This window comes from Cellulomonas oligotrophica, from assembly GCF_013409875.1.
GTDB lineage: Bacteria > Actinomycetota > Actinomycetes > Actinomycetales > Cellulomonadaceae > Cellulomonas > Cellulomonas oligotrophica.
In genome coordinates this window covers 1,751,162-1,772,894 of the sequence record NZ_JACCBK010000001.1, presented here as the reverse complement: position 1 = coordinate 1,772,894, position 21,733 = coordinate 1,751,162, and the positions used below count along the sequence as shown (strand labels likewise).

Genomic DNA, 21,733 nt, shown 5'->3' with positions numbered 1-21,733 from the left:
GCTCACCGCCCGCTCACACCCTGTCGTCCCGCCGGCGGCTCAGCGCAGGCCCAGGTCGAGCGACCCGCTCGCAGCACCGGTCTGGTCCCCGCGCGAGACGCGGTCCAGGTACTGCTTGGCCTTCGTCGTCTCCGCCTCCAGCACCCCGACGGTCTGCGCCATCGAGTCCAGGGCCTGCACCTTGAACGTGTCGATCGAGTCCATCGCGGCGAACACGTCCGCGAACGACTGCTGCAGCTGCGGCAGCCCGACGGTCGCGCTCGCGGCCTGCTGCTGGATCGTGGCCGACTGCTCGCGCAGCAGCTTCGCCGTCGACGCGATCATGTTCGACGTCGTGGTGTTGAGCGCCGTGATCTGGTCGAGCACCAGCTTCTGGTTGTTCAGGGCCTGCGCCACCAGCACGGCGGTGCGCAGCGCGGAGACCGTCGTCGTCGTCGCCCGGTCCACGCCCTTGATGAGCTCGAGGTTGTTCTTGATGATGATGTCGATCGCCAGGTACCCCTGGATCGACACCGCGAGCTGCGTGAGCAGGTCCTGGTGCTTCTGCCGCACGTAGAACAGCACGTCCTCGCGCAGCGCCCGCGCGCGCTCGGGGTCCGCGACCTCGGCCTGCGCGACGGCCGCCGAGATCTGCGTGTCCAGCGCCGACGCCACGTAGATGTACTGGTTGAGCCGCCCCATGGTGTCCCAGAGGTTCTGCTTCTCCAGGTTCAGGGCCGCGTTGTCCTTGCGCAGCTCGTCCTGCCCCCGGTAGAGCGCGTTGACGATCGCGTCGATCTGCTTCTGCGAGCTCTCGTACCGGCGGAAGTAGTCGGTCAGCGAGTCCCCGAACGGCAGGATGCCCAGCAGCTTGCGGCCCACGGTGCGCTCGGACGGGTCGAGGTCCTCCACCGTGCGGCGCAGGTCCAGCAGCGACTTGCTCACCTGCGACGTCCCGGAGACCCCGCCCTCGCGCAGCGCCCGCACGGGCAGCTGCAGCAGCCGGTTCGAGGTGTCGGCCGCGGCGCGCACGTCCGAGTCGCCCATCATCCGCACGTCGTCGCCCTTGGCCGCGAACTCCGGCGACCCCGCCTGCGCGTGCTCCAGGCTCGCCACGTACGCCGCGACCTTGGCGTCGAGGCCCGGCAGCGCCGCCGGGTCCACGCGCGGCGCCATCGCCGGGGCGTCGTGCGTGGCCACCGGGGCGACGGGCGCGGGTGCCTCCAGCGCGAAGGCGGACGCCGGTGCGGGCGGCTGCAGAGGGCTCGGCTCGGTCATCGGAGGTCCTCCTGGGAGGCGCTGGTGGCGCGGGTGCCGTCGGTCCTCGACGGTGCTGGTCACGCTACCGGAACGCCCGGCGGCGCAGACCAGAACGCCCGGGCCGTGGCCGCGGTTCCCCGTCGCACCGCGTGCCCGATCCGGACGTCCGCCGTAGTGTCGTGCAGGTCACACCCGGGGTGACGACGCGGACACGACCCGACCGAGCGGGCGCACACCTGACGCAACTTCGGAGGATCGCATGAAGCTGGGCATTGGCCTGTCGCCGCACGACCCCGAAGGGGTGTTCGAGTGGGCGCGACGCGCCGAGGCGGGGCCGTACTCGACGATCGGCGTGCTCGACCGCGTCGTCTACCTCAACCCCGACGCGCTGCTTACCCTCGCCGCGCTCGCGGGCGCGACGTCGCGCGTGCGGCTGCAGACCGAGGTGCTGCTGGCCCCGCTGCGCAACACGACGCTGCTCGCCAAGGAGGTCGCAACGCTCGATCGCCTCTCGGGGGGCCGGTTCGTGCTGGGGCTGGGCGTGGGCAACTACCGCGGGCCGTACCACGACGACTACCACGCGGTCAGTCAGGACCTGCACACCCGCGGGCGCCGGCTCGACGAGCAGGTCGCCGAGATGCGGCGGCTGTGGGCGGGGGAGCAGATCGACGAGCAGACCGGACCGATCGGTCCGCTGCCGTCGACCCCGGGGGGCCCGAGATCCTGTTCGGCGGGTTCCGCCCGCGCGCCCTGGAGCGGGTGGCGCGCTGGGGCGCGGGGTTCCTGGCCGCCGGTCCGCCCAACTACATGGGCCACCTGGTCGCCGAGGTGACGCGGTACTGGCGGGAGGCGGGACGCGAGGGCGCCCCGCGGATCGTGGCGCACTGCTACGTCGCGCTGGGCGACGAGTTGGTCGTGGACGATGCCCGCCGGACCCTCGTGGACTACTACGGCTACCTGGACGACGCCGCCAAGATCGCCGACTACATGGTGACCACCGAGAGCGACCTGCGCACGGTCGTCGCCCAGTACGAGGCGCTGGGAACCTCGGCGCGCAGCGGGCCGTCGGGGTGGACATCTCGCCGCGCCTCGTCGAGGTCGCGACCGCAACCGCGCAGCAGGTGGGAGTGGGCGCCGAGTTCGTGTGCAGCGACGTGCTCGACTACCACCTCGACGGGCCGGGCGCCGACCTCGTGTACACGGGCAAGGGCGCGCTGCACTGGATGTTCGACCTCAAGGGCTGGGCGGCCACGGTCGCACGCACGCTCGCACCCGGCGGGTGGCTCCTCGTCTTCGACTTCCACCCGATGATGTGGCTGTTCCGTGACGGCGAGCAGGGGCTCGAGCGCAACCCGGTGAGCTACTTCGCGCCCACCATCTCCTACACGGACTGGGCGGCCTCGCACTTTGCGGGCGGCGGCACCGCACCGACCGGCGACGTGACCAAGCGCATCCGCCCCTGGCCGCCGTCCGCCGTGGTGCAGGCGCTCGTCGGCCAGGGCCTGGAGCTCCAGGTGTTCCACGAGTACCCCGACACACTCAGCGGCGGGTGGACCGCCTACCCCCGGGCCACCGACGCCGAGCGCGCGGGCGTCGCCACGACGTACGCGGTCATGGCGTGCAAGCCGGACGGGTCGCGGTGACCGCGACGCGCGACTCCGCACCGGGCGACGTGCCCCCGACCGACGCCTCGTCAGCGGCGGCGGCCTCCGGCACCGTCCCGGCGTCCCGCGCGCCGGAGGGTGACGAGTCGGGTGCGACCGCCCTGCGCTCGCGCCACGGCCTGCTCGCGTCCGCGCTGCTCCTGGTCGAGCTCGTCGCGGGCATGCAGACCTATCTGCTCAGCAGCGTCATGCCGCTGGTCGCGGGGGACCTCGACGCCCAGCGGTACTACGGCGTCCTGACGGCCGCGCCGCTAGTCGCGACGTTCCTGACGATGCCGCTGGGCCCATGGCTGCTCTCGCGTGTGCAGGTCTCGCGCCTGCTGCTGTGGCTGACAGCCGTGTCGATCGGGGGTGGGCTGCTCAGCGCGCTGGCGCCCGACGCGGTCGTGTTCGTGCTGGGTCGGGTGGTCAGCGGCGCCGCCGCGGGTGCGCTGGCGTCGGTGTCCCTCAGCGCGGTGGTGACGGTCCTGCCGCCGCGCCTGCGCCGGCTGGTGCTGGCCGGATACAACGCCATGTGGGTGCTGACCTCGATCGCCGGGCCCGCCTACGCGGCCTGGGTCGCCTCGGCGCTGAGCTGGCGCTGGGCGCTCGTCCTCTACCTGCCGCTGCTGGTCGTCGCCCGCGTCGTGGTGGCGCGCGCGCTGCGCGGGGAGATGGAGCCGACGGGTGCCGAGCGGCCGCCGGTCGTGGCGGCGGTCGCGCTAGCCGTCGGTGTCGCCGTGGTCTCCGCGCTCGGCCTGGTGACGTCCGGGCCCGTGGTCGTGGCGGTCATGGGGCTGGTCGGCACCGCCGTCGTGCTCGTGACGGTGCGCACGCTGCTGCCCGCCGGTACCCTGCGCCTGGCACGCGGCCGCCCCGCGGCGCTCGGGCTGCTGGGCCTGCTGACGTTCGCGTACTTCGGGGCCTCGAACACGATGGCGATCGTGGTGCACGACGTGCTCGGCGCCGGGTCCGGCGCGGTCGCGGTCGTGCTCGGGGCGGCGGGGCTCGGCTGGGCGGTGCTGGGGCTGCTGGTCAGCCGGTTCCCGGCGGCCGACGACGGGCCGTTCGTGCGCCGGTGCACATGGGGCGCGCTGGCGCTGGCCCTGGGGCTGGCGACGTGCGCGGCCGCGGCGCTGCTGGCGACGTCGTGGGTCGTGGTGCTGGTCGGGTGGACGCTCGCGGGTGTCGGCATCGGCGCGGTCTACCTCGACACCCTCAACCGCGTGGTGGACGTGCCGCCCGAGGTCGACGGCGTCGACGTGCGAGCCGCCGCGACCGCGGCCGTGCTGGTCGAGGCCGTCGCGACGGCGCTCGCGGCGGGCCTCGCTGCGGCGCTGCTGGGCCTGGCCGTGGACCGGGGCGACCCGGGTGGGCCGACCGCGTGGGTGCTGGGCGCGCTCGCGGTCGTCGCGCTGATCGTGGTGCCCGCGGCGCGCCGCAGCCGGCTGCCCGTCCCCGTCTGACGCGACGGCCGCGGCCGCCCGGCCGGCCGTCTCGCCCGCCCGCCCGGTGACGGAGGGGCGCCGACGCGCCCGACGCGTGGGGGAGGACCGCAGGTCGCTCCGCCTGCGGCGAACACGCGCCTGTGCGGGGGTGGCCCGCCGTTAGCATCGAAGCCACGCCGCCCTGTCGGCACCGCAGCGACCTCCTGACGTGCGGTGCGAACCGGGGCTCGTCGCTCGTGAGGAGTGCACATGTTCGAGAGATTCACGGACCGAGCCCGCCGCGTGGTCGTCCTCGCCCAGGAAGAGGCGCGGATGCTCAACCACAACTACATCGGCACGGAGCACATCCTGCTCGGGCTCATCCACGAGGGCGAGGGTGTCGCCGCCAAGGCCCTGGAGTCGCTCGGCATCTCGCTGGAGGCGGTGCGCGCCCAGGTCCAGGAGATCATCGGCGAGGGTCAGCAGGCCCCGTCGGGGCACATCCCGTTCACGCCGCGGGCCAAGAAGGTCCTCGAGCTGTCGCTGCGCGAGGCGCTGCAGCTCGGCCACAACTACATCGGCACCGAGCACATCCTGCTCGGCCTGATCCGTGAGGGCGAGGGCGTCGCCGCCCAGGTCCTCAACAAGCTCGGCGCGGACCTCAATCGGGTCCGCCAGCAGGTCATCCAGCTCGTCTCCGGCTACCAGGGCAAGGAGCCCGTGGCGTCGGGCGGCCCCGCCGAGGGGCAGCCGTCGGGGTCGGCCGTGCTCGACCAGTTCGGCCGCAACCTCACGCAGGCGGCCCGCGACGGCAAGCTCGACCCGGTCATCGGCCGGGCCAAGGAGATCGAGCGGGTCATGCAGGTGCTCTCGCGCCGCACCAAGAACAACCCGGTGCTGATCGGCGAGCCGGGCGTCGGCAAGACGGCCGTCGTCGAGGGTCTCGCGCAGGACATCGTGCGCGGCGACGTGCCGGAGACGCTCAAGGACAAGCAGCTGTACACGCTGGACCTCGGCGCCCTGGTCGCCGGCTCCCGGTACCGCGGCGACTTCGAGGAGCGCCTGAAGAAGGTGCTCAAGGAGATCCGCACGCGCGGCGACATCATCCTGTTCATCGACGAGATCCACACCCTCGTCGGGGCCGGTGCCGCCGAGGGCGCGATCGACGCGGCCAGCATCCTCAAGCCGATGCTGGCCCGCGGCGAGCTGCAGACCATCGGCGCGACCACGCTCGACGAGTACCGCAAGTACGTCGAGAAGGACCCGGCCCTGGAGCGTCGCTTCCAGCCGATCCAGGTCTCCGAGCCGAACCTGCAGCACGCGATCGAGATCCTCAAGGGCCTGCGCGACCGCTACGAGGCGCACCACCGCGTCTCGATCACGGACGCCGCCCTGGTGGCCGCCGCGACGCTGGCCGACCGGTACGTCAACGACCGGTACCTGCCGGACAAGGCGATCGACCTGGTCGACGAGGCGGGCGCGCGCCTGCGCATCCGCCGCATGACGGCCCCGCCGGAGCTGCGCGAGCTGGACGAGGAGATCGCCAACACGCGCCGCGACAAGGAGTCGGCGATCGACGAGCAGGACTTCGAGAAGGCCGCGCGCCTGCGCGACCAGGAGAAGCAGCTCGGCCTCAAGCGCGCCGAGAAGGAGAAGGCCTGGAAGAACGGCGACCTGGACGCCGTCGCCGAGGTCGACGAGGAGCTCATCGCCGAGGTGCTGGCCAACGCCACGGGCATCCCGGTGTTCAAGCTCACCGAGGAGGAGTCGAGCCGGCTGCTGCGCATGGAGGACGAGCTGCACAAGCGCGTCGTCGGCCAGGAGCAGGCCATCAAGGCGCTCTCGCAGGCGATCCGTCGCACGCGTGCGGGCCTCAAGGACCCCAAGCGCCCCGGCGGCTCGTTCATCTTCGCCGGCCCCACCGGCGTCGGGAAGACCGAGCTGGCCAAGGCCCTCGCCGAGTTCCTCTTCGGGGACGAGGACGCGCTGATCCAGCTCGACATGTCGGAGTTCTCGGAGAAGCACACCGTCTCGCGGCTGTTCGGCTCGCCCCCCGGCTACGTCGGGTACGACGAGGGCGGCCAGCTCACCGAGAAGGTGCGTCGTCGGCCGTTCTCGGTGGTCCTGTTCGACGAGGTCGAGAAGGCCCACCCGGACATCTTCAACTCGCTGCTGCAGATCCTCGAGGACGGTCGCCTGACCGACTCGCAGGGCCGCGTGGTCGACTTCAAGAACACCGTGATCATCATGACCACGAACCTCGGCACCCGGGACATCGCCAAGGGCGTCCAGACCGGCTTCCAGGCCGGCGGCGACCTGTCGACGTCGTACGAGCGCATGAAGGCCAAGGTCAACGACGAGCTCAAGACGCACTTCCGTCCCGAGTTCCTCAACCGCGTCGACGACACGGTCGTCTTCCCGCAGCTGTCGCAGCCGGAGATCTTCGCGATCGTCGACCTGATGATCGCCAAGCTCGACAAGCGTCTGCGCGACAAGGACATGGCGATCGAGCTCACCCCGGCGGCCAAGAAGCTGCTGTCGGAGAAGGGCTACGACCCGGTCCTGGGCGCCCGGCCGCTGCGCCGTGCGATCCAGCGGGAGATCGAGGACGCGCTGTCCGAGAAGATCCTGTTCGGCGACCTGCGCGGCGGCCAGCTCGTCGTCGTGGACGCCGAGGGCGAGGGCATCCTCGGGGAGTTCACGTTCCGCGGTGTCGAGCGTGCCGTGACGCCCAAGGAGCCGGTCGGTGTCGGCGCCTCGTCGGGCACGCCCGGCTCGGGCGCGGACGTCCCGCCGGCCCCGCCCGCCGCGCACCGCGGCGATGGCGGCACGGGCCTGTCGCCCGCCTGACGCACCGCACCACCGACGGCCCCGGCCCCCGCGAGGGGACCGGGGCCGTCGCCGTCCCGGCCGGGCGCAAGGACAGCGCGGCCCGCGACACGATGAGGGCATGAGGACGTCGCCACGACCGGCCCGCGCCGCTGCCCCCGCCCTGCTGGTGCCGACCGTGCTCGTGCTCTCCGGCTGCGCGGGGGCGCTGGGGCCGGGCGCCGCACCGGCCGCTGATGTCGTGGACGCCGCCGACTGCGCCGTGCGGGCGACGCTCGACGGCTACGGCATGGGCCCGGGCGACGGTGGCCTGCCGCCGGGGCCGCAGGCCGGTGCCGTCCCGGACGACTTCGAGCCGGTGGCGGCGGTCGAGTGCCGCCCGTCCGCTGCGGTCGTCGAGCAGCCGGCCCCCGCTCCGGCCCCGACCGCACCGGGGGAGGCGGGCACGGCGACGCCGGACGGCGGGGGCACGACGGATCCCGAGCCGGGCGTGACGATCGACGTCGTGCGCCTCGACGGCGACCTGGGGCCGTTGCTCGACCAGCTCCGTCGGCCGGGCGAGAGGGCGTGGCCCGGCCAGGCGTGCGTGGCGATGTTCGAGTACCAGCCGCAGCTCTACCTCGTCGACGCCGACGGTCGCGCGGTGCGCGTGCAGTGGCCGACCGACGGCTGCGGGTTCCTCTTCAACGGTGCTTGGGAGTCGCTCGCCGGGCTCCGGGAGACGACGACGGAGACCCTCACGATCCCCTGACCGTTGGGGTGTCCGCGGCGGCGGCGAGGCGGGCGAGCTGGCTGCGCAGGTGGGCGAGGCCGTCGTCGTCGAGCGCCTGCCCCCAGGTGGCGGTGCCCTGGTGCAGCACGCCGGCTGCGGCGTGGCACAGGTCGGCGCCGCGGGGTGTGAGCCGGACGATGCTCGCGCGCGCGTCGGCGGGGTCGGCGGCGGTGGTGACGTACCCGCCCGCGACGAGGTCGCGCACGCTCGCGGCGACGGCCTGCCGGGTGGTGCCGGTGCGGCGGGCGAGCTCGGCCATGTGGGTGCCGTCCTCGTCGAGCTGGGCGACCACCGCGGCGTGGGACGGGCGCACGTCGTCGTACCCGCGCGCGTGCAGCTCGACGAGGACGGCGCCGGTCACGGCGCGGGACGCGTGCAGCAGCAGGCGCCCCACGTCGTCGGCGGACGCCTCGGCGAGCGCGCGCAGGGCCTGGCCGACGTCCATCGGGTACCTCCGTGGTCCGGGCGCTCTCGACGCCGATGAGCAATGCGGTTGACGATCTAGGCAATGTGGTTGACGATATGAGCAATCGGGTTGCCCACTGTAGACCCGCCGACGTCAGGAGAGCTCCGTGGACCAGACCCTCACCGACGCACCGATGCCCGACCTCGCCCTCCAGGCGCCCGACGGCGGCACGGGCACCCTGCACGCGCTGCGCGGCGGGCAGGGCGCGGTCGTGTACTTCCACCGTTCCGCCGGCTGCCCGGTCTGCGCGTCGCACGCCCGGGCGCTCGTCGCGATGCGGGACGCCGGCGAGCTCGGCGACCGGGCGCTCGTGCTGGTCGTGCCGGGCGGCCCGGAGGAGGCGGCGGTCGTGGCCCGCCGGCACCCGGGCGCACCCGCCGTGCGGGCCAGCGGCACCGCGCACGCCGAGGTCGGGCTCGGCACCTTCCTCGCGCTGCAGCACAGCGGCGTCTTCCTGGTCGAGGCCGACGGCACGGTCGCGTACCGGCGCGGCGCGGCCGTCCCGCTGCGCAGCTTCGACGAGGCCGAGCTGCGTGCCGCGCTCCGGGCGTCCGACGGGCGGGCATGAGAGGCCCGTGGCAGGGCCATGAGAGTTGCGTGAGGTGAATCCCTTCATCGTTGTCAGGCACGGGTGCGCGCCGCCACCCTGAGGCGTCCCACCCCCTCGCGGAAGGTGCACCCGTGCCTGCACAGCCCACCCCGTCACGCGGACGACGCCGTCCGTCGTGGCGCGCCGGCCTCGTCGCGCTCGCGCTGACGGCCGCCGGTCTCGTCGTCCCGACCACCGCCGCGCACGCGGCCGACCTGCCCGCGGCCGGCGGCACGTACGTGCTGCGCTCGGTGGCGTCGGACAGGTGCCTCGAGGTCGCCGGCGGCTCGACCGCGTCGGGCGCCCTGCTGGTCTCGGCGAGCTGCGTCACCGGTGCCGCCCGCCAGCAGTGGCGGCTCGAGGCGCAGGGCAGCGCGGTGCGGATGGTCAACGTCGCGTCGAAGGCCTGCGCGGACGTGCCCGGCAGCACCACGACGTCGGGCGTCCAGCTCGTGCAGTGGGCGTGCGGCACGTCCAAGGCCAACCAGGCGTGGGGCTTCTCGGCCTCCGCCAACGCGACCGGCAAGGTCCGGATCGCCAGCCGGCTCACCGGGCGGTGCGTCTCGGTGAAGGACGGCTCGACCACCTCGGGCGCGGCCGTGCAGCAGGAGACCTGCTCCGACGTCGCCCGCATGCAGTGGACCGCGACGGCCGTCGCGCCGGCGACGACGCAGAAGCCGACCGTCGCCACCGACGGCACCGGCACGTACCGGACCGTCCAGGCGGCGATCGACGCGGCGCCGTCGAACAGCTCGACCCGCACGGTCATCACCGTCGCCCCCGGCACGTACCGCGGTGTCGTGACCGTGCCGAGCACCAAGACCAACGTGACGCTGCGCGGCCTCGGGGCCTCGCCCGCGGACGTGCGCATCGTCTACGGCAACTCCGCCACGACGCACGGCACGTTCAACAGCGCCACCGCGTTCCTCGACGGCAAGGGCGTCGAGGTCGAGAACCTGACGATCGCGAACGACTACGTCGAGACCACCAGCACCGTGGGGCAGCAGGCCGTGGCGCTGCACCTCAAGGCCGACCGGGCCGTGCTGCGCAACGTGCGGCTGCTGGGCGACCAGGACACGCTCCTGGTCAACGAGACGGCGCGCACCTACGTGGTGGACTCCTACGTCGAGGGCACCGTGGACTTCATCTTCGGCGGCGGTGTCGCGGTGTTCCACCGCACGACCGTGAACTCCAAGCGCTCCACGGGCGGCCCGATCACGGCGGCGTCGACGCCCGCGACGCGCGCGTACGGCTTCCTCTTCTACCAGTCGACGATCACCGGGGCGGCGACGAACGCGTCGACGCTCGGGCGGCCGTGGCGCCCGGACGCGCAGGTGCTGTTCCGGGAGTCCACGCTGGGCGGCACGATCCGCACGGCCCAGCCGTGGACCGACATGTCGGGGAACGTGTGGCAGAACGCGCGCTTCACCGAGTACAAGAACACCGGCCCGGGTGCCGGCACGGGCGCCAACCGTCCGCAGCTCGCGGCCGCGAACGCGGCGCGCTACACGCCGCAGGCGTACCTGGCCGGCAGCGACGGCTGGAACCCGGTGGGCTGAGCCGCGTCCCCGGCGTGGGCCGGGGCGGCCCGTGACGCGCCGCCGGTGACCTCGGGCACCGGCGGCGTCGTCATGCCAGGTCGGCGACGGTCCACCACGCGTCGGGCGAGCGGGCGTCGACCAGGCGCGGCGCGAGGCGCCCGGGATGCCGCACGGGCACGGGGACGACCCGGCGGGGTCGGACCGCGCCGAGAGCCCGCCCGGAGCCGTCGTCGACGAGGCGGACACGGTCGCCCTCGCGCCAGGGCCCGCCGCCGTCGACCTCGAGGCGCCAGGTGGCGGGCGCGTCGGCGTGCAGGCGGACCTGGCCCCCGGTCCCGGCCACGAGCGCGCGCCCCGTCGTCGCGTGCCGCACGTGGACCGGGCCGTCGCCGGTCGCCGCGTCGACCTGCCAGCGGTCGCCGCCGGTGAGCCGGACGTCGAGGACGGCGGCGTCGGGGGCGTTGTGGCCCGCACCGTGGGCCGTGCGGCTCGACCGGGTGCTCGCCGCGCGCAGCGCCCGTCCGCTCGTCACGTGCAGCAGCCCCACCGGTCCGTCGACGCGGCGGGACGCGTGCCGGGACGGGGTCGGCACGGGCGGTGGCGGGTGCGGCGCCCACCGGTGCACGAAGAACCCGCGCCACCGCGCGCCGTTCGACGCCTGCCAGCCCTGCGGCGTCTCGTCCAGCTCGACCTCGCGGCCGGGGGAGTTGCTGTCCGCGAGGAGCAGCACGGTGCGCCCGTGGCGGCGCAGGTGGCCGTAGGTGACGACCTGGTGGTTGTCGCCGGCCCGCACGGGGCTGCGGGCGGAGACGAGGCCGAGGACGACGGGCCGGCCGGCGTCGAGCATCGCGACGGCGCGGTCGAGCTCGTGCCGGGTCCGGCGGCGGACGCCGGCGACCGGGCCGAGGTCCGTGTCGGGCAGCGCCGACCAGGTGAGGAAGCGCACGGCGGAGGGCGTGGCGAAGGAGTCGAGCTGGCGGGTCAGCACCGCGTCGGCGAGCAGGTGGCCGTCGGGCGGGACGTGCGCGGGGGCGAAGAGTCGGGCGTCCCAGCGGGGGACGGGCACGTCGGCGGTGCGGTGGTCGAGCACGACGGCGCTGATGCCGCCGCAGCGCCCGGCGGTACGGACGGCACGATCTCCGGGCAGGTCGAGGACCGTGTTGGTGAACCGGTTGGCGAACCCGAGGTCGGCGGACCGCGGGTCGAGCAGCCGGCGTGCGGTCCCGTCGCCCATCGCGCACCCCCGTCCGCCACCTTCCCACCGGCGGGTGCCTCATGCACCCGGACGTCCACCCGGTCTCCGGCGAGCGTTTTCCCGAAACTCTCGACGCGGGCGACGTGCGTCCGGTAGGAATGTCAGAGCCGCACGGTCCCGGCGTCATGAATCGATTCACACCCGATGTCGGGGACGGGACCGCCGGTGCGCCCTGCGGCGCGTACGCCTCAACGACGAGACGACGAAGGTGACCATGAGCCGATCCCACCCGGCCGCCCGTGCGGCCCTGCGCGCACCCGCCCCCGCGGCGGTGCTCGCCCTGCTCGTCGCCGGACTGGCCCCCGCGGCCGCCGCCGACGAGCCCACCACCTGGAGCTACGACCTCGGGACCGCCACCAGCGCGGTCGCCGACGGTCACACCCAGGTCACCGAGAGCACCCGCTACGACGCGGCCACCGGCTTCGGCCTGCAGCCCGCCGACGGCGTCACCCTCGCCTCGCGCGACCGGGGCGGCGACGACGCCCGGGGCAAGGACTTCGTGCTCGGCACCGGCTTCGCGTTCCTCCTCGACGTGCCCGACGGCACGTACGACGTGACCGTGTGGTCGGGCGACACGCTCGCCGGCACGAGCAGCACGCGCACCAACGTCACGCTGGAGGGGACGGCAGCCGGCAGCCTGGCCACGCGGCAGGCCGTCGTCAGCGAGACCTGGCGCACCACCGTCGCGGACGGGCAGCTCACCGTCGGCTTCACGGGCTCCGGCGTCGGGGCCTACGTCAACGCCCTCGTCGTCACCGCCGTCGCGCCCGACCCGGACGAGGAGCCCACGCCCGACCCGACCGCGGAGCCCACGGCCGAGCCCACCGCGGAGCCGACCCCCGAGCCGACCACCGAGCCCACCACGGAGCCCACCACCGACCCCGAGCCCGTCGGCTCCCTGCCCGCCCCGCAGTCCGTGCGCATGGCGCGCGTCGTGCCCGGTGCGGTCTCGCTGCGCTGGAACGAGGTCGCCGGCGCCACCGGCTACGTCGTCGAGCGCGCCGACGCCGTCGACGGCGACTGGGAGCAGGTCGCCCGCCTCACGGGCCGCGACGTGTTCACCACCGACGCGGACGTCGACACGACCGTGCCGCACTTCTACCGCGTGCGCACCACGGCCACCGACGGCGACTCCGCCCCGTCGGCCCCGACCGTGAGCAGCCTCGCCGGCGAGGGCACCGCACCCACGCTGCCCGACAGCGGTGTGCTGACCTTCGACCTCGGGTCCGGCGCGCTCGCACCCGGGGCGCTGCGCCTCGACGCGACCAGCGCCTACGACGCCGAGCACCGCTACGGCTTCGTCGACGTCGACCAGGTCACCGCCACCGACCGGGGCGGCGACGACGCCGTGCGCTCCGACTTCGTCACCGTCGGCGACACCGAGCTCGTCGTCGACCTGCCGAACGGCGACTACACCGTCGGCCTCATCGCGGGCGACGCGACCGAGGGCACCGACATCTCGCTGACCGCCGAGCAGATGGTCAAGGTCCAGCAGACCGCGCGCACCGCGGGCCAGTACCTGGAGATGCAGCTCGAGATCGCGCTCGTCGACGGCCAGCTCAACCTCGAGCTCGGCGGCACCGCGCCCAAGCTCAACCAGCTCGTCATCACGAAGAAGTCCGACCGCGGCGCAGGCGCCGAGCCGACCGTGTGGATCACGGGCGACTCCACCGTGCAGACGTACACGGCCGACTACGTGCCGCAGGCCGGCTGGGGCCAGATGGTCGAGCGGTTCCTCAGCGACGACGTCACGGTCGAGAACAAGGCCATCGGGGGTCGGTCGTCGAAGAACTTCATCAGCCAGGGACGCCTCGACGAGGTGCTGCGGCAGATCCGGCCCGGCGACTACCTGTTCGTGCAGTTCGGCCACAACGACAACTCCTACGGCGTGGACGACCGGTACGCGGCCCCGGCCGACTACCGCAACTACCTGCGCACCTTCGTCGAGGGCGCCACGCAGCGCGGCGCCACGCCGGTGCTGGTGACGCCCGTCTCGCGGCGGTCGTTCGACGCCACGACCGGGAAGTTCAACGTCTCGTTCCCGGACTACGTGCAGCAGGCGAGCGCGCTCGCGGCCGAGACAGGCACGCCGCTGGTCGACCTGTCGGCGTCGAGCCGGGCCTACCTCGACGAGATCGGCCCCGAGGCTGCGAAGAGCGTCTTCCTGCACGTGCCGGCCGGGGTGTACGCCAACCGTCCGAACGGCACGGTCGACGACACGCACTTCCAGGAGTACGGCGCGATCCAGCTCGCCCGCCTCGTGGCCACGGACGTCCGTGCGCTCGACGTGCCGCTCGCGGACGAGGTCGTCGACGTCGAGCCGCCGGCCGACGTGCCGGCCCGCCCGACGGACCTGGTGGCCGGCAGCGTCTCCAACGCCGGTGCGCAGCTGACGTGGGCCCCGGTCGACGGTGCCGACGTCTACAAGGTGTTCCGCAAGGACGCGTCCGCCGGCGACGACGGCTGGGCGCTCGTCACGACGTCGACGATCCCGCAGGCCGCCGTCACGGGCCTGACGGAGGGCGCGTCGTACGACCTGCGCGTCGTGGCGGTCAACGGCCGCGGCGACTCCGAGCCGTCCGAGGCGGTGCGCGTCACCACCCGGGCCGCGCTGTTCCGGTTCGACGTGCAGATCGCCGGTGCGCCGGTGATGCCCGGGTACACGGAGGTCAACCAGAACAGCCGGTACACGCCCGAGCAGGGCTGGGGCTGGCTCGACCCGACGGGGATCGGCGGCCGGGACCGCGGCGTGAACTTCACGACCCCGCCGAACGCCCTCCAGCGCGACTTCCTGCTGCCGGGGCCGACGCACCAGTTCGTCGTCGACGTCCCGCCGGGCACGTACGCGGTGAAGACGTACAACGGCGACTGGATCGGCACCAGCCGGTCCAACGTGCAGATCGAGGGCAAGGACTACGGCGCCTCGAACGCCGGGGCGGGCGGGGTCTCGGAGAAGGTCAGCCAGCCCGTGCCGGTCACCGACGGGCAGCTCACGCTCGTCATGACGGGCTCGTCGTCGCGGCTCAACGGCATCGAGATCACGCCGCTGCTGCTCGCGCCGACCGACCTGACCCTCGCGGACGTGCGGATCGACGGCGCCGACGTCGAGGTCGAGCTCGCGTGGACGGGCACGGACGACGCCGCGGGCTACCGGGTGTACCGGCAGGCCGCGGGCCAGGGCGCGCCGGTCGCGCTCGGCGACGTCGACGGCACGTCGTACGTCGACACCACCGCCGACGTCGGCCTGACGTACTCCTACCACGTGGTCGCGCTCGACCCCTCGGGCGTCGAGTCCGTGCCCACCGACGCCCTGGAGGTCGTCACGGCCGACGCGGACGTCCCGGTGACCGACGCGCCCACGGGCGTCGAGGTCGTCACGACCGAGAAGAACCTCGTCGAGCTCGCGTGGCAGCCGGTCGACGGCGCGCTGTTCTACCACGTGTACCGCAGCGAGACCCTCGGCGGGCCGTACGTGCTGGTCGGCCGGGCGCCCGACGCTGCGTACGCCGACACCGACGTGCTGACCACGATCGCGTACCACTACCAGGTGGCCGCGGTGAACGCGGGCGGGGTGTCCGCCCGGTCGGCGACCACGTCGTCCGAGGCGGTCACGACGCTGGTCCGCCAGGCCGAGCGCCTCGACCGGTCGCCTGTCGCGGTGGCCACGGACGGCGGGGTGTACGTGGGCTGGCGGATGCTGGGCCTGGACCCCGACACGATCGCGTTCCACGTGTACCGCGACGGCGAGCGGATCACCGACGAGCCCGTCACGGGCTCGACCAACGTGCTCGACGCCGACGGCACCGCGGACGCGACCTACCGCATCAGCTCCGTGGTGTCCGGGATCGAGAGCTGGGTCACCGGCGACGTCGAGGTCTGGGACGCCCAGCACCTCGACGTGCCGCTCGACAAGCCGGCGGACGCGTACACCAAGGACGGTCAGCCCTACACGTACCGGGCCGGTGACGCGAGCGTCGGCGACCTCGACGGCGACGGGCAGTACGAGATCGTCCTCAAGTGGGACCCGTCCAACGCGAAGGACAACTCGCAGGGCGGGTACACCGGCACGGTCTACGTCGACGCGTACGAGCTCGACGGCACGCGGCTGTGGCGCATCGACATGGGCCGCAACATCCGCGCCGGCGCGCACTACACGCAGCTCCAGGTGTACGACCTGGACGGCGACGGCCGCGCCGAGGTCACCATGAAGACCGCGGACGGCACGGTCGACGGCGCGGGCACGGTGATCGGCGACGCGCGCGCCGACCACCGCAACTCCGGCGGCTACGTGCTGACCGGGCCGGAGTACCTCACGGTGTTCGCCGGGGCGACCGGCGCGGCCCTCGACACGGTGGACTACACCCCGCCGCGCGGGGACGTCGGCGCATGGGGCGACACCTACGGCAACCGGGTCGACCGGTTCCTGGCGGGCGTCGCATACCTCGACGGGGAGCACCCGTCGGTGGTCTTCTCGCGCGGCTACTACACCCGCACCGTCCTGGCGGCGTACGACTTCGACGGAGACGCGCTGAGCCTGCGGTGGGTGTTCGACTCCGACGAGGTCGGCGACGACTACGCCCACCAGGGCAACCACCAGATGTCCGTGGCGGACGTCGACGGCGACCAGAAGGACGAGATCGTCTTCGGCTCCATGACGGTCGACGACGACGGCGGGCCACTGTACTCGACCGGGCTCGGGCACGGCGACGCGCTGCACGTGTCCGACCTGGACCCGTCCCGCGAGGGGCTGGAGGTGTTCGCGGTGCACGAGGGCCCGGGCGCCAACGGCGGGATCATCGCCTCGTTCCGTGACGCGGCCACGGGGGAGATCCTGTGGAAGGTCGACGGGACGAAGGACACCGGCCGCGGCGCCTCGGCCGACGTCGACCCGAGGTTCCCCGGCGCCGAGGCGTGGAACATCTCCGACGGCGGGGCGTGGAACGCCCGCTCCGGCACGATGACCGCGGCGTCCGGCGAGCGCATCGGCGACGCGATCCCCGCGGCGAACTTCGTCACCTGGTGGGACGGCGACCTCCTGCGCGAGATCACCGACCACGCGTGGACCGACGCGACCCGCACGGGCGTGCCGACCATCTCCAAGTGGGACTGGGAGGCGCAGCAGGAGGTCGAGCTGTACCGGGCCACCGGCACGCTCACGGTCAACGACACCAAGGGCAACCCGTCGCTCCAGGCGGACCTCTTCGGGGACTGGCGCGAGGAGATCGTCACGCGCCTGGACGACTCGTCGGCCCTGCGCATCGCCACGACCGTGGACCTCACCGACCACCGGCTGCGCACGCTGCAGTCCGACCCGGTGTACCGCCTCGGCGTCGCGTGGCAGAACACGTCGTACAACCAGCCGCCGCACACGTCGTACTTCCTCGGCGAGGGCATGCAGGCGCCGGCCGCACCGTCGATCGCGTACACGGGCACCGACCCGGGCCCGGGCGAGCGCGTGCCCGGCCCTGCCACGGCGGCCCCCGGCAGGGCCCAGCTGTCGCACGACAACGGGGACGGCGACGGCAGCTACGACGTCGCGGTGAACCTCTGGTGGGGCCAGAACGCCCAGCGGGTGGTGCTGCTCGAGGACGGCGAGGAGGTCGCGGCGCAGGACGTCGTGGACGCCACGCCGAACGCCCAGCAGGTCACGTTCGGCATCGACGGCCGCCGCGACGGCACCTACGTCTACACCGCGGTGCTGACCAACCAGCACGGGTCGACGACGACGCGCGAGCTGCGGGTGGTGGTCGACCAGGCCGCTCCGGGCCGGCCGGTCCTCTCGCACGACAACTGGGACCGTGACGGGGACTACACGGTGACGATGAACATGTGGTGGGGCACCAACGCCACCGTGTACCGCCTCTACGAGGACGGTGAGCTCGTCGACACCCAGGCCCTGGAGCCGGACGGCCGCAACGCCCAGCGGGCGACGACCCCGCTGGAGGGCCGCGCCCCCGGCGTGCACGTGTACCGCGCCGAGCTGGAGAACGCGGCCGGCACGACGTCGAGCCGGGAGATCCGCGTGACGGTCCGCTGACCGCACCCCCACGACGAGGCCCAGGGGCACCACCCCTGGGCCTCGCCATGTCCGGCCTCCCGCCAGCCCCCGAAGTCGGCGCGGACACGGCCTCGGCGCGGAGTGAACGGGACCTGGCTCGCGGTCCTGAGCCCCGGGGCGCGAGCAGGAGCCCGTTCGTCGGCAGGTGTGCGAGCCTGTCGGGCGGCTGGTCAGGGGTGGTGGAGGGAGCGGCGTGATCTTTCAGGACGCGTACGAGGCGGCGCAGGTGTTCCTCGACGCCACCGTTCGGCTGCGCCACGCCCAGGAGGTGGTCGTCATGGGGTGCGAGCGGCTCCCCGGGGCGTGGGTGTTCGGGTACAACACCCGGCGCTGGGCCGAGACCGGTGACGTCATGGCCTCGCTCGTGGGCAACGGGCCGGTGGTGGTGCCGCTCGACGGGGGGCCGCCGTACCTCGCGGGGTCGGCGACGCCGGTGGCCGACCAGCGGCGGGAGGGGTGACCGCGCGGGCGGCCGGCCGACGACGTGCGAGAGGCCCGGCCAGGTGGCCGGGCCTCTCGTCGAGCGGGGTGGTGCAGGGGGTGCGGGTCAGCCGATGGCGGACTCGACCTCGGAGACGAACTGCTCGGCGGCCTCCTGCGGGGTGAGGCGGGCGAAGAGCACCTCGGTGGTCATGCGGGCGATGATCTCGGCGACCGAGCCGGCGCCGACGGGCGGGACCGCGGGGCCGTCGACGATCTCGTCCTCGAGGTCGGTGAGGAACTCGGCGGCCTTCTTGTCGGTGTCCTCGAACTTGTCCTGCACGGCGGCGCGGACCTCGGTGTTGGCGGGCAGGCCGCGGTCGGAGAGCAGGATCTCGCCGGCCGCCGGGTCGTTGACGAGGAAGTCGACGAGCAGGGCCGCGGCCTCGGGGTGCTCGGACTGCTGCGAGACCGAGTAGTACATGGCCGGCTTGAAGTACATGCCGGTGCGGTCGAACTCCGACTCGCCGGGCACGCGCAGCAGCTCCAGGTCGCGGCCCGAGGCGCTGGTGATGGCGGTCAGCTGGTTGGACCAGAACCACGCCATCGCGCCCTTGTTGGTGCCGATCAGGGACTGCTCGGGGCCCGCGGCGTTGACCTCGACCGTGGTCGCGGCGTCGGGGGTGCCGCCGCCGGCCTGCAGGTCGAGGGAGTGCTGCCACCACTGCGCCAGCGTCGCGGTGTCGAAGCCGAGCTCGCCGTCGGCGGTGTACAGGGACTGGCCCTGCTGGCGGGCGAAGATCGAGAACCCGGGCTCGTTGAAGCCGTAGTCCTGGGCGCCGCGGATGGCCCCGCCGCTGTTGGTCGAGATCTGGTTGGCGATGTCGACGTAGTCCTGCCACGTCCACGTCGTGTCGTCGGGCATCTCGACGCCCGCGTCGGCGAACGCCTGCGGGTCGGCGACGACGGCGTACACGTTGACGCCGGTGGCCAGGCCGTACAGGGAGTCGTCGAGGGTGCCGGAGGTGAGGATGTTCTCGTCGATCAGCGACGTGTCGATGTCGAGCTCGGACAGGTCGGCCAGCACGCCGCGCGACGCGTAGTCGGCGAGGTACCGCTCCTCCTGGGTGATGACGTCGGGGGCGTCACCGCCGGCCACCGAGACGGACAGCTTGTCGAAGTAGCTGTCCCAGTCGGTGTAGTCGGGCACGACCGTGATGTTCGGGTGCTTGGCCTCGAACGCGTCGATGACCTCCTGCGTGAGCTCGTGACGGGTGTCCGAGCCCCACCAGGACCAGCGGATCTCGACGGGGGCGTCCGGGTCGACGGTCTCGTCGGCTCCGCCGCTGCTGCCCGAGCAGGCGGTCAGGGCGAGGGCGCCCGCCGCGAGGAGCGCTGCCGCGCGCAGGGGTGCCGCGGAGCGCGGGCGGCGGGGGTGAGGGGTGCGCATGTCTCTCCTTGGGGTGATCAGGACGACGTTGTCTTCTCACGTGCAGAAGGTGGAGCGGGGTGCTACTTGATGCCGGTCGTGGCGATGCCCTTGACCAGGTACTTCTGGCCGAACAGGAAGGCCAGGAAGACGGGGATGATCGAGACGATGGACATGGCGAACATCGGCCCCCACGAGCTCTGGCCCGTGGAGTCGAGGAACGTGCGCAGCGCGACGGGCGCGGTGTACATGTCGGGCCGGGTGAGGAAGATCAGCTGGCTGAAGAAGTCGTTCCACGTCCAGATGAACGTGAAGATCGCGGTGGTGGCGAGGGCCGGGGTGGCCAGCGGCAGCATGATCCGCAGGTAGATGCGCCCGTGGCCGCAGCCGTCGAGGCGCGCGGCCTCGTCGAGCTCGCGGGGGATGCCGCGGAAGAACTGCACCATGAGGAACACGAAGAACGCGTCGGTGGCGAGGAGCTTGGGCACGATCAGCGGCAGGAACGTGTTGATCCATCCGAGCTGGGAGAACAGCACGTACTGCGGGACGATCAGCACGTGGATCGGCAGCATGATCGACATCAGCATGATCGAGAACCACAGGCGCCGGCCCCGGAACTCCAGGCGGGCGAACGCGTACGCGGCCATCGAGCACGCGATCAGGTTCCCGACGAGGGCCCCGAGCACGATGATCGCCGAGTTCGTCATGTACGTGCCGAAGGAGTGCGGCAGCGCGTTCCAGCCCTCGGTGTAGTTCGTCATGTCGATCTGCGTCGGGATGATCGACACGTCGCGGAAGATCAGCTCGGTCGGCTTGAACGAGCTCACGAGGAGCCAGATCAGCGGGTAGAGCATCAGCACGGCCAGGGCGCTGAGGCCGATGTGCTTGCTGACCGACCGGATCCGCTCGGGCCAGGGGTTGCGCTGCGGGCGCGGGGGCTGGGCGTCGGCGAGCGCCCGGGTGCGGGCGGCGAGGTCGGCGGGGCCGACGGCGCGGTGGGCGGTGGTGGCGGGATCGGTGCGCACGTGGACCTCAGTCATCGTAGAAGACCCAGAACTTCGAGGTGAGGAAGTTGATCGCGGTCAGCGCCGCGACGATCAGCACGAGCAGCCAGGCCAGCGCCGACGCGTAGCCCATGTCGTAGTCGGTGAACCCCTTCTGGTAGAGGTACAGCGTGTAGAACATGGTCGAGTCCGCCGGTCCGCCGGTGCCACCGGAGACGACGAAGGCCTGCGTGAACGACTGGAACGCGCCGATGACCTGCAGCACGAGGTTGAAGAAGAGGATCGGCGTGAGCAGCGGCAGCGTGATGTGGAAGAACTGCCGGACCCGGCCGGCGCCGTCGATCGACGCGGCCTCGTAGTACATCTCGGGGATCTGCCGCAGGCCGGCGAGGAAGATGATCATCGGCGAGCCGAACGTCCACACGTGCAGGATCACCAGGGTCCACAGCGCGGTGTCGGGGTCGGAGACCCAGCCGCGGCCCTCGATGCCGAACAGCCCGAGGAACGCGTTGACCAGGCCCTCGACGCCGAAGAGCTGGCGCCACAGGATCGCGATGGCCACCGAGCCGCCGAGCAGCGACGGCAGGTAGAAGATCGACCGGTAGAACGCCAGGCCGCGCATGCCGCGGTCGAGCAGCATGGCCAGCCCCAGCGCGGCGGCGAGCTGCAGCGGGACGCCGGTGACCATGTACGTGAAGGTCACGCGCAGCGCGTTGTGCAGGCGCGCGTCCTCGATCAGCCGGGCGAAGTTCTCCAGGCCGACCCACTGCGGCGGGGCCAGCAGCGAGTAGTCGGTGAACGCCAGGTACGCCGAGGCCAGCATGGGCCCGATGGTGATGACGGCGAGCCCCAGGAACCACGGGGCGAGGAACACGGCCGCTGCCTTGCCGTCCCCGCGCCGCAAGGGGCTGCGCGCGGACGAGCCTGACGGGCCGGAGCGCGTCGTGCGACGCAGCTCGGACACCACGGACATCGTCGATCACCTCTTCGTGCTCGGCGTGCCCCGCGCGTCGTCGCACGGGGCTGCAAGGAGAACTGGACAAGAAACCGGTTCCCGCCGG

Annotated in this window: 15 protein-coding genes; 9 read left to right on the top strand and 6 right to left on the bottom strand. The window is 73.0% G+C overall.

The window, feature by feature from the left end:
* Nucleotides 1-39: 39 nt before the first annotated feature.
* Nucleotides 40-1,257, bottom strand: a complete 1,218-nt coding sequence (locus BKA21_RS07785; protein ID WP_140457700.1) for a toxic anion resistance protein — start codon at nt 1,255-1,257, stop codon at nt 40-42.
* 241 nt (nt 1,258-1,498) lie between these two features.
* On the opposite strand from BKA21_RS07785, the gene BKA21_RS07780 reads away from it, so the two are divergent.
* The 5 genes from BKA21_RS07780 (at nt 1,499) to BKA21_RS07760 (ending at nt 7,889) form a co-directional block, all read left to right on the top strand.
* Nucleotides 1,499-2,071 (top strand): LLM class flavin-dependent oxidoreductase, encoded by a 573-nt coding sequence (locus BKA21_RS07780; protein WP_140457699.1) that lies wholly within the window; start codon nt 1,499-1,501, stop codon nt 2,069-2,071.
* Entirely contained in the window at nt 2,007-2,882 is an 876-nt protein-coding gene (locus BKA21_RS07775; RefSeq protein ID WP_257023629.1) for a class I SAM-dependent methyltransferase, read from the top strand. Before BKA21_RS07780 ends, BKA21_RS07775 begins: the two co-directional genes overlap by 65 nt.
* Nucleotides 2,879-4,348 carry an MFS transporter gene (locus tag BKA21_RS07770; RefSeq protein WP_179625337.1) on the top strand — a complete coding sequence of 490 codons (1,470 nt, stop codon included), beginning with the start codon at nt 2,879-2,881 and terminating at the stop codon, nt 4,346-4,348. Before BKA21_RS07775 ends, BKA21_RS07770 begins: the two co-directional genes overlap by 4 nt.
* A 231-nt stretch (nt 4,349-4,579) precedes the next feature.
* Nucleotides 4,580-7,159, top strand: coding sequence for an ATP-dependent Clp protease ATP-binding subunit (locus BKA21_RS07765; RefSeq protein ID WP_140457697.1), 2,580 nt, complete (start codon nt 4,580-4,582; stop codon nt 7,157-7,159).
* A 100-nt stretch (nt 7,160-7,259) separates the two neighbouring features.
* Nucleotides 7,260-7,889 carry a hypothetical protein gene (locus tag BKA21_RS07760; protein WP_140457696.1) on the top strand — a complete coding sequence of 210 codons (630 nt, stop codon included), beginning with the start codon at nt 7,260-7,262 and terminating at the stop codon, nt 7,887-7,889.
* Here the strand turns inward: BKA21_RS07760 and BKA21_RS07755 are convergent.
* Nucleotides 7,876-8,355, bottom strand: a complete 480-nt coding sequence (locus tag BKA21_RS07755; protein ID WP_140457695.1) for a MarR family winged helix-turn-helix transcriptional regulator — start codon at nt 8,353-8,355, stop codon at nt 7,876-7,878. The two genes, BKA21_RS07760 and BKA21_RS07755, sit on opposite strands and share 14 nt — an antisense overlap.
* Before the next feature lie 127 nt (nt 8,356-8,482).
* On the opposite strand from BKA21_RS07755, the gene BKA21_RS07750 reads away from it, so the two are divergent.
* Both BKA21_RS07750 and BKA21_RS07745 read left to right on the top strand, forming a co-directional pair.
* Nucleotides 8,483-8,944 (top strand): redoxin domain-containing protein, encoded by a 462-nt coding sequence (locus tag BKA21_RS07750; protein WP_140457694.1) that lies wholly within the window; start codon nt 8,483-8,485, stop codon nt 8,942-8,944.
* 113 nt (nt 8,945-9,057) lie between these two features.
* The gene (locus tag BKA21_RS07745) at nt 9,058-10,524 is read left to right on the top strand and encodes a pectinesterase family protein (RefSeq protein ID WP_140457693.1); all 1,467 of its coding nucleotides are present in this window, start codon (nt 9,058-9,060) and stop codon (nt 10,522-10,524) included.
* Between the two features lie 70 nt (nt 10,525-10,594).
* Here BKA21_RS07745 and BKA21_RS07740 read toward each other — a convergent pair whose 3' ends face one another.
* Complete coding sequence (locus BKA21_RS07740) at nt 10,595-11,740, bottom strand: ricin-type beta-trefoil lectin domain protein (RefSeq protein ID WP_140457692.1); 1,146 nt, start codon at nt 11,738-11,740, stop codon at nt 10,595-10,597.
* 235 nt (nt 11,741-11,975) lie between these two features.
* On the opposite strand from BKA21_RS07740, the gene BKA21_RS19945 reads away from it, so the two are divergent.
* Both BKA21_RS19945 and BKA21_RS07730 read left to right on the top strand, forming a co-directional pair.
* Complete coding sequence (locus tag BKA21_RS19945) at nt 11,976-17,798, top strand: rhamnogalacturonan lyase family protein (protein WP_275406350.1); 5,823 nt, start codon at nt 11,976-11,978, stop codon at nt 17,796-17,798.
* Between the two features lie 214 nt (nt 17,799-18,012).
* Entirely contained in the window at nt 18,013-18,279 is a 267-nt protein-coding gene (locus BKA21_RS07730; RefSeq protein WP_170208915.1) for a YrhB domain-containing protein, read from the top strand.
* 87 nt (nt 18,280-18,366) lie between these two features.
* On the opposite strand, the gene BKA21_RS07725 is transcribed toward BKA21_RS07730, so the two are convergent.
* From BKA21_RS07725 to BKA21_RS07715, 3 genes are all read right to left on the bottom strand, one after another.
* Nucleotides 18,367-19,689 carry an ABC transporter substrate-binding protein gene (locus BKA21_RS07725; RefSeq protein ID WP_140457690.1) on the bottom strand — a complete coding sequence of 441 codons (1,323 nt, stop codon included), beginning with the start codon at nt 19,687-19,689 and terminating at the stop codon, nt 18,367-18,369.
* A gap of 62 nt (nt 19,690-19,751) precedes the next feature.
* The gene (locus BKA21_RS07720; protein ID WP_140457689.1) at nt 19,752-20,708 is read right to left on the bottom strand and encodes an ABC transporter permease subunit; all 957 of its coding nucleotides are present in this window, start codon (nt 20,706-20,708) and stop codon (nt 19,752-19,754) included.
* A complete protein-coding gene (locus BKA21_RS07715; protein WP_140457688.1) occupies nt 20,701-21,645 on the bottom strand; it encodes a carbohydrate ABC transporter permease in 945 nt (314 codons plus the stop codon). The genes BKA21_RS07720 and BKA21_RS07715 overlap by 8 nt, the downstream gene beginning before the upstream one ends.
* Nucleotides 21,646-21,733 lie beyond the last annotated feature (88 nt).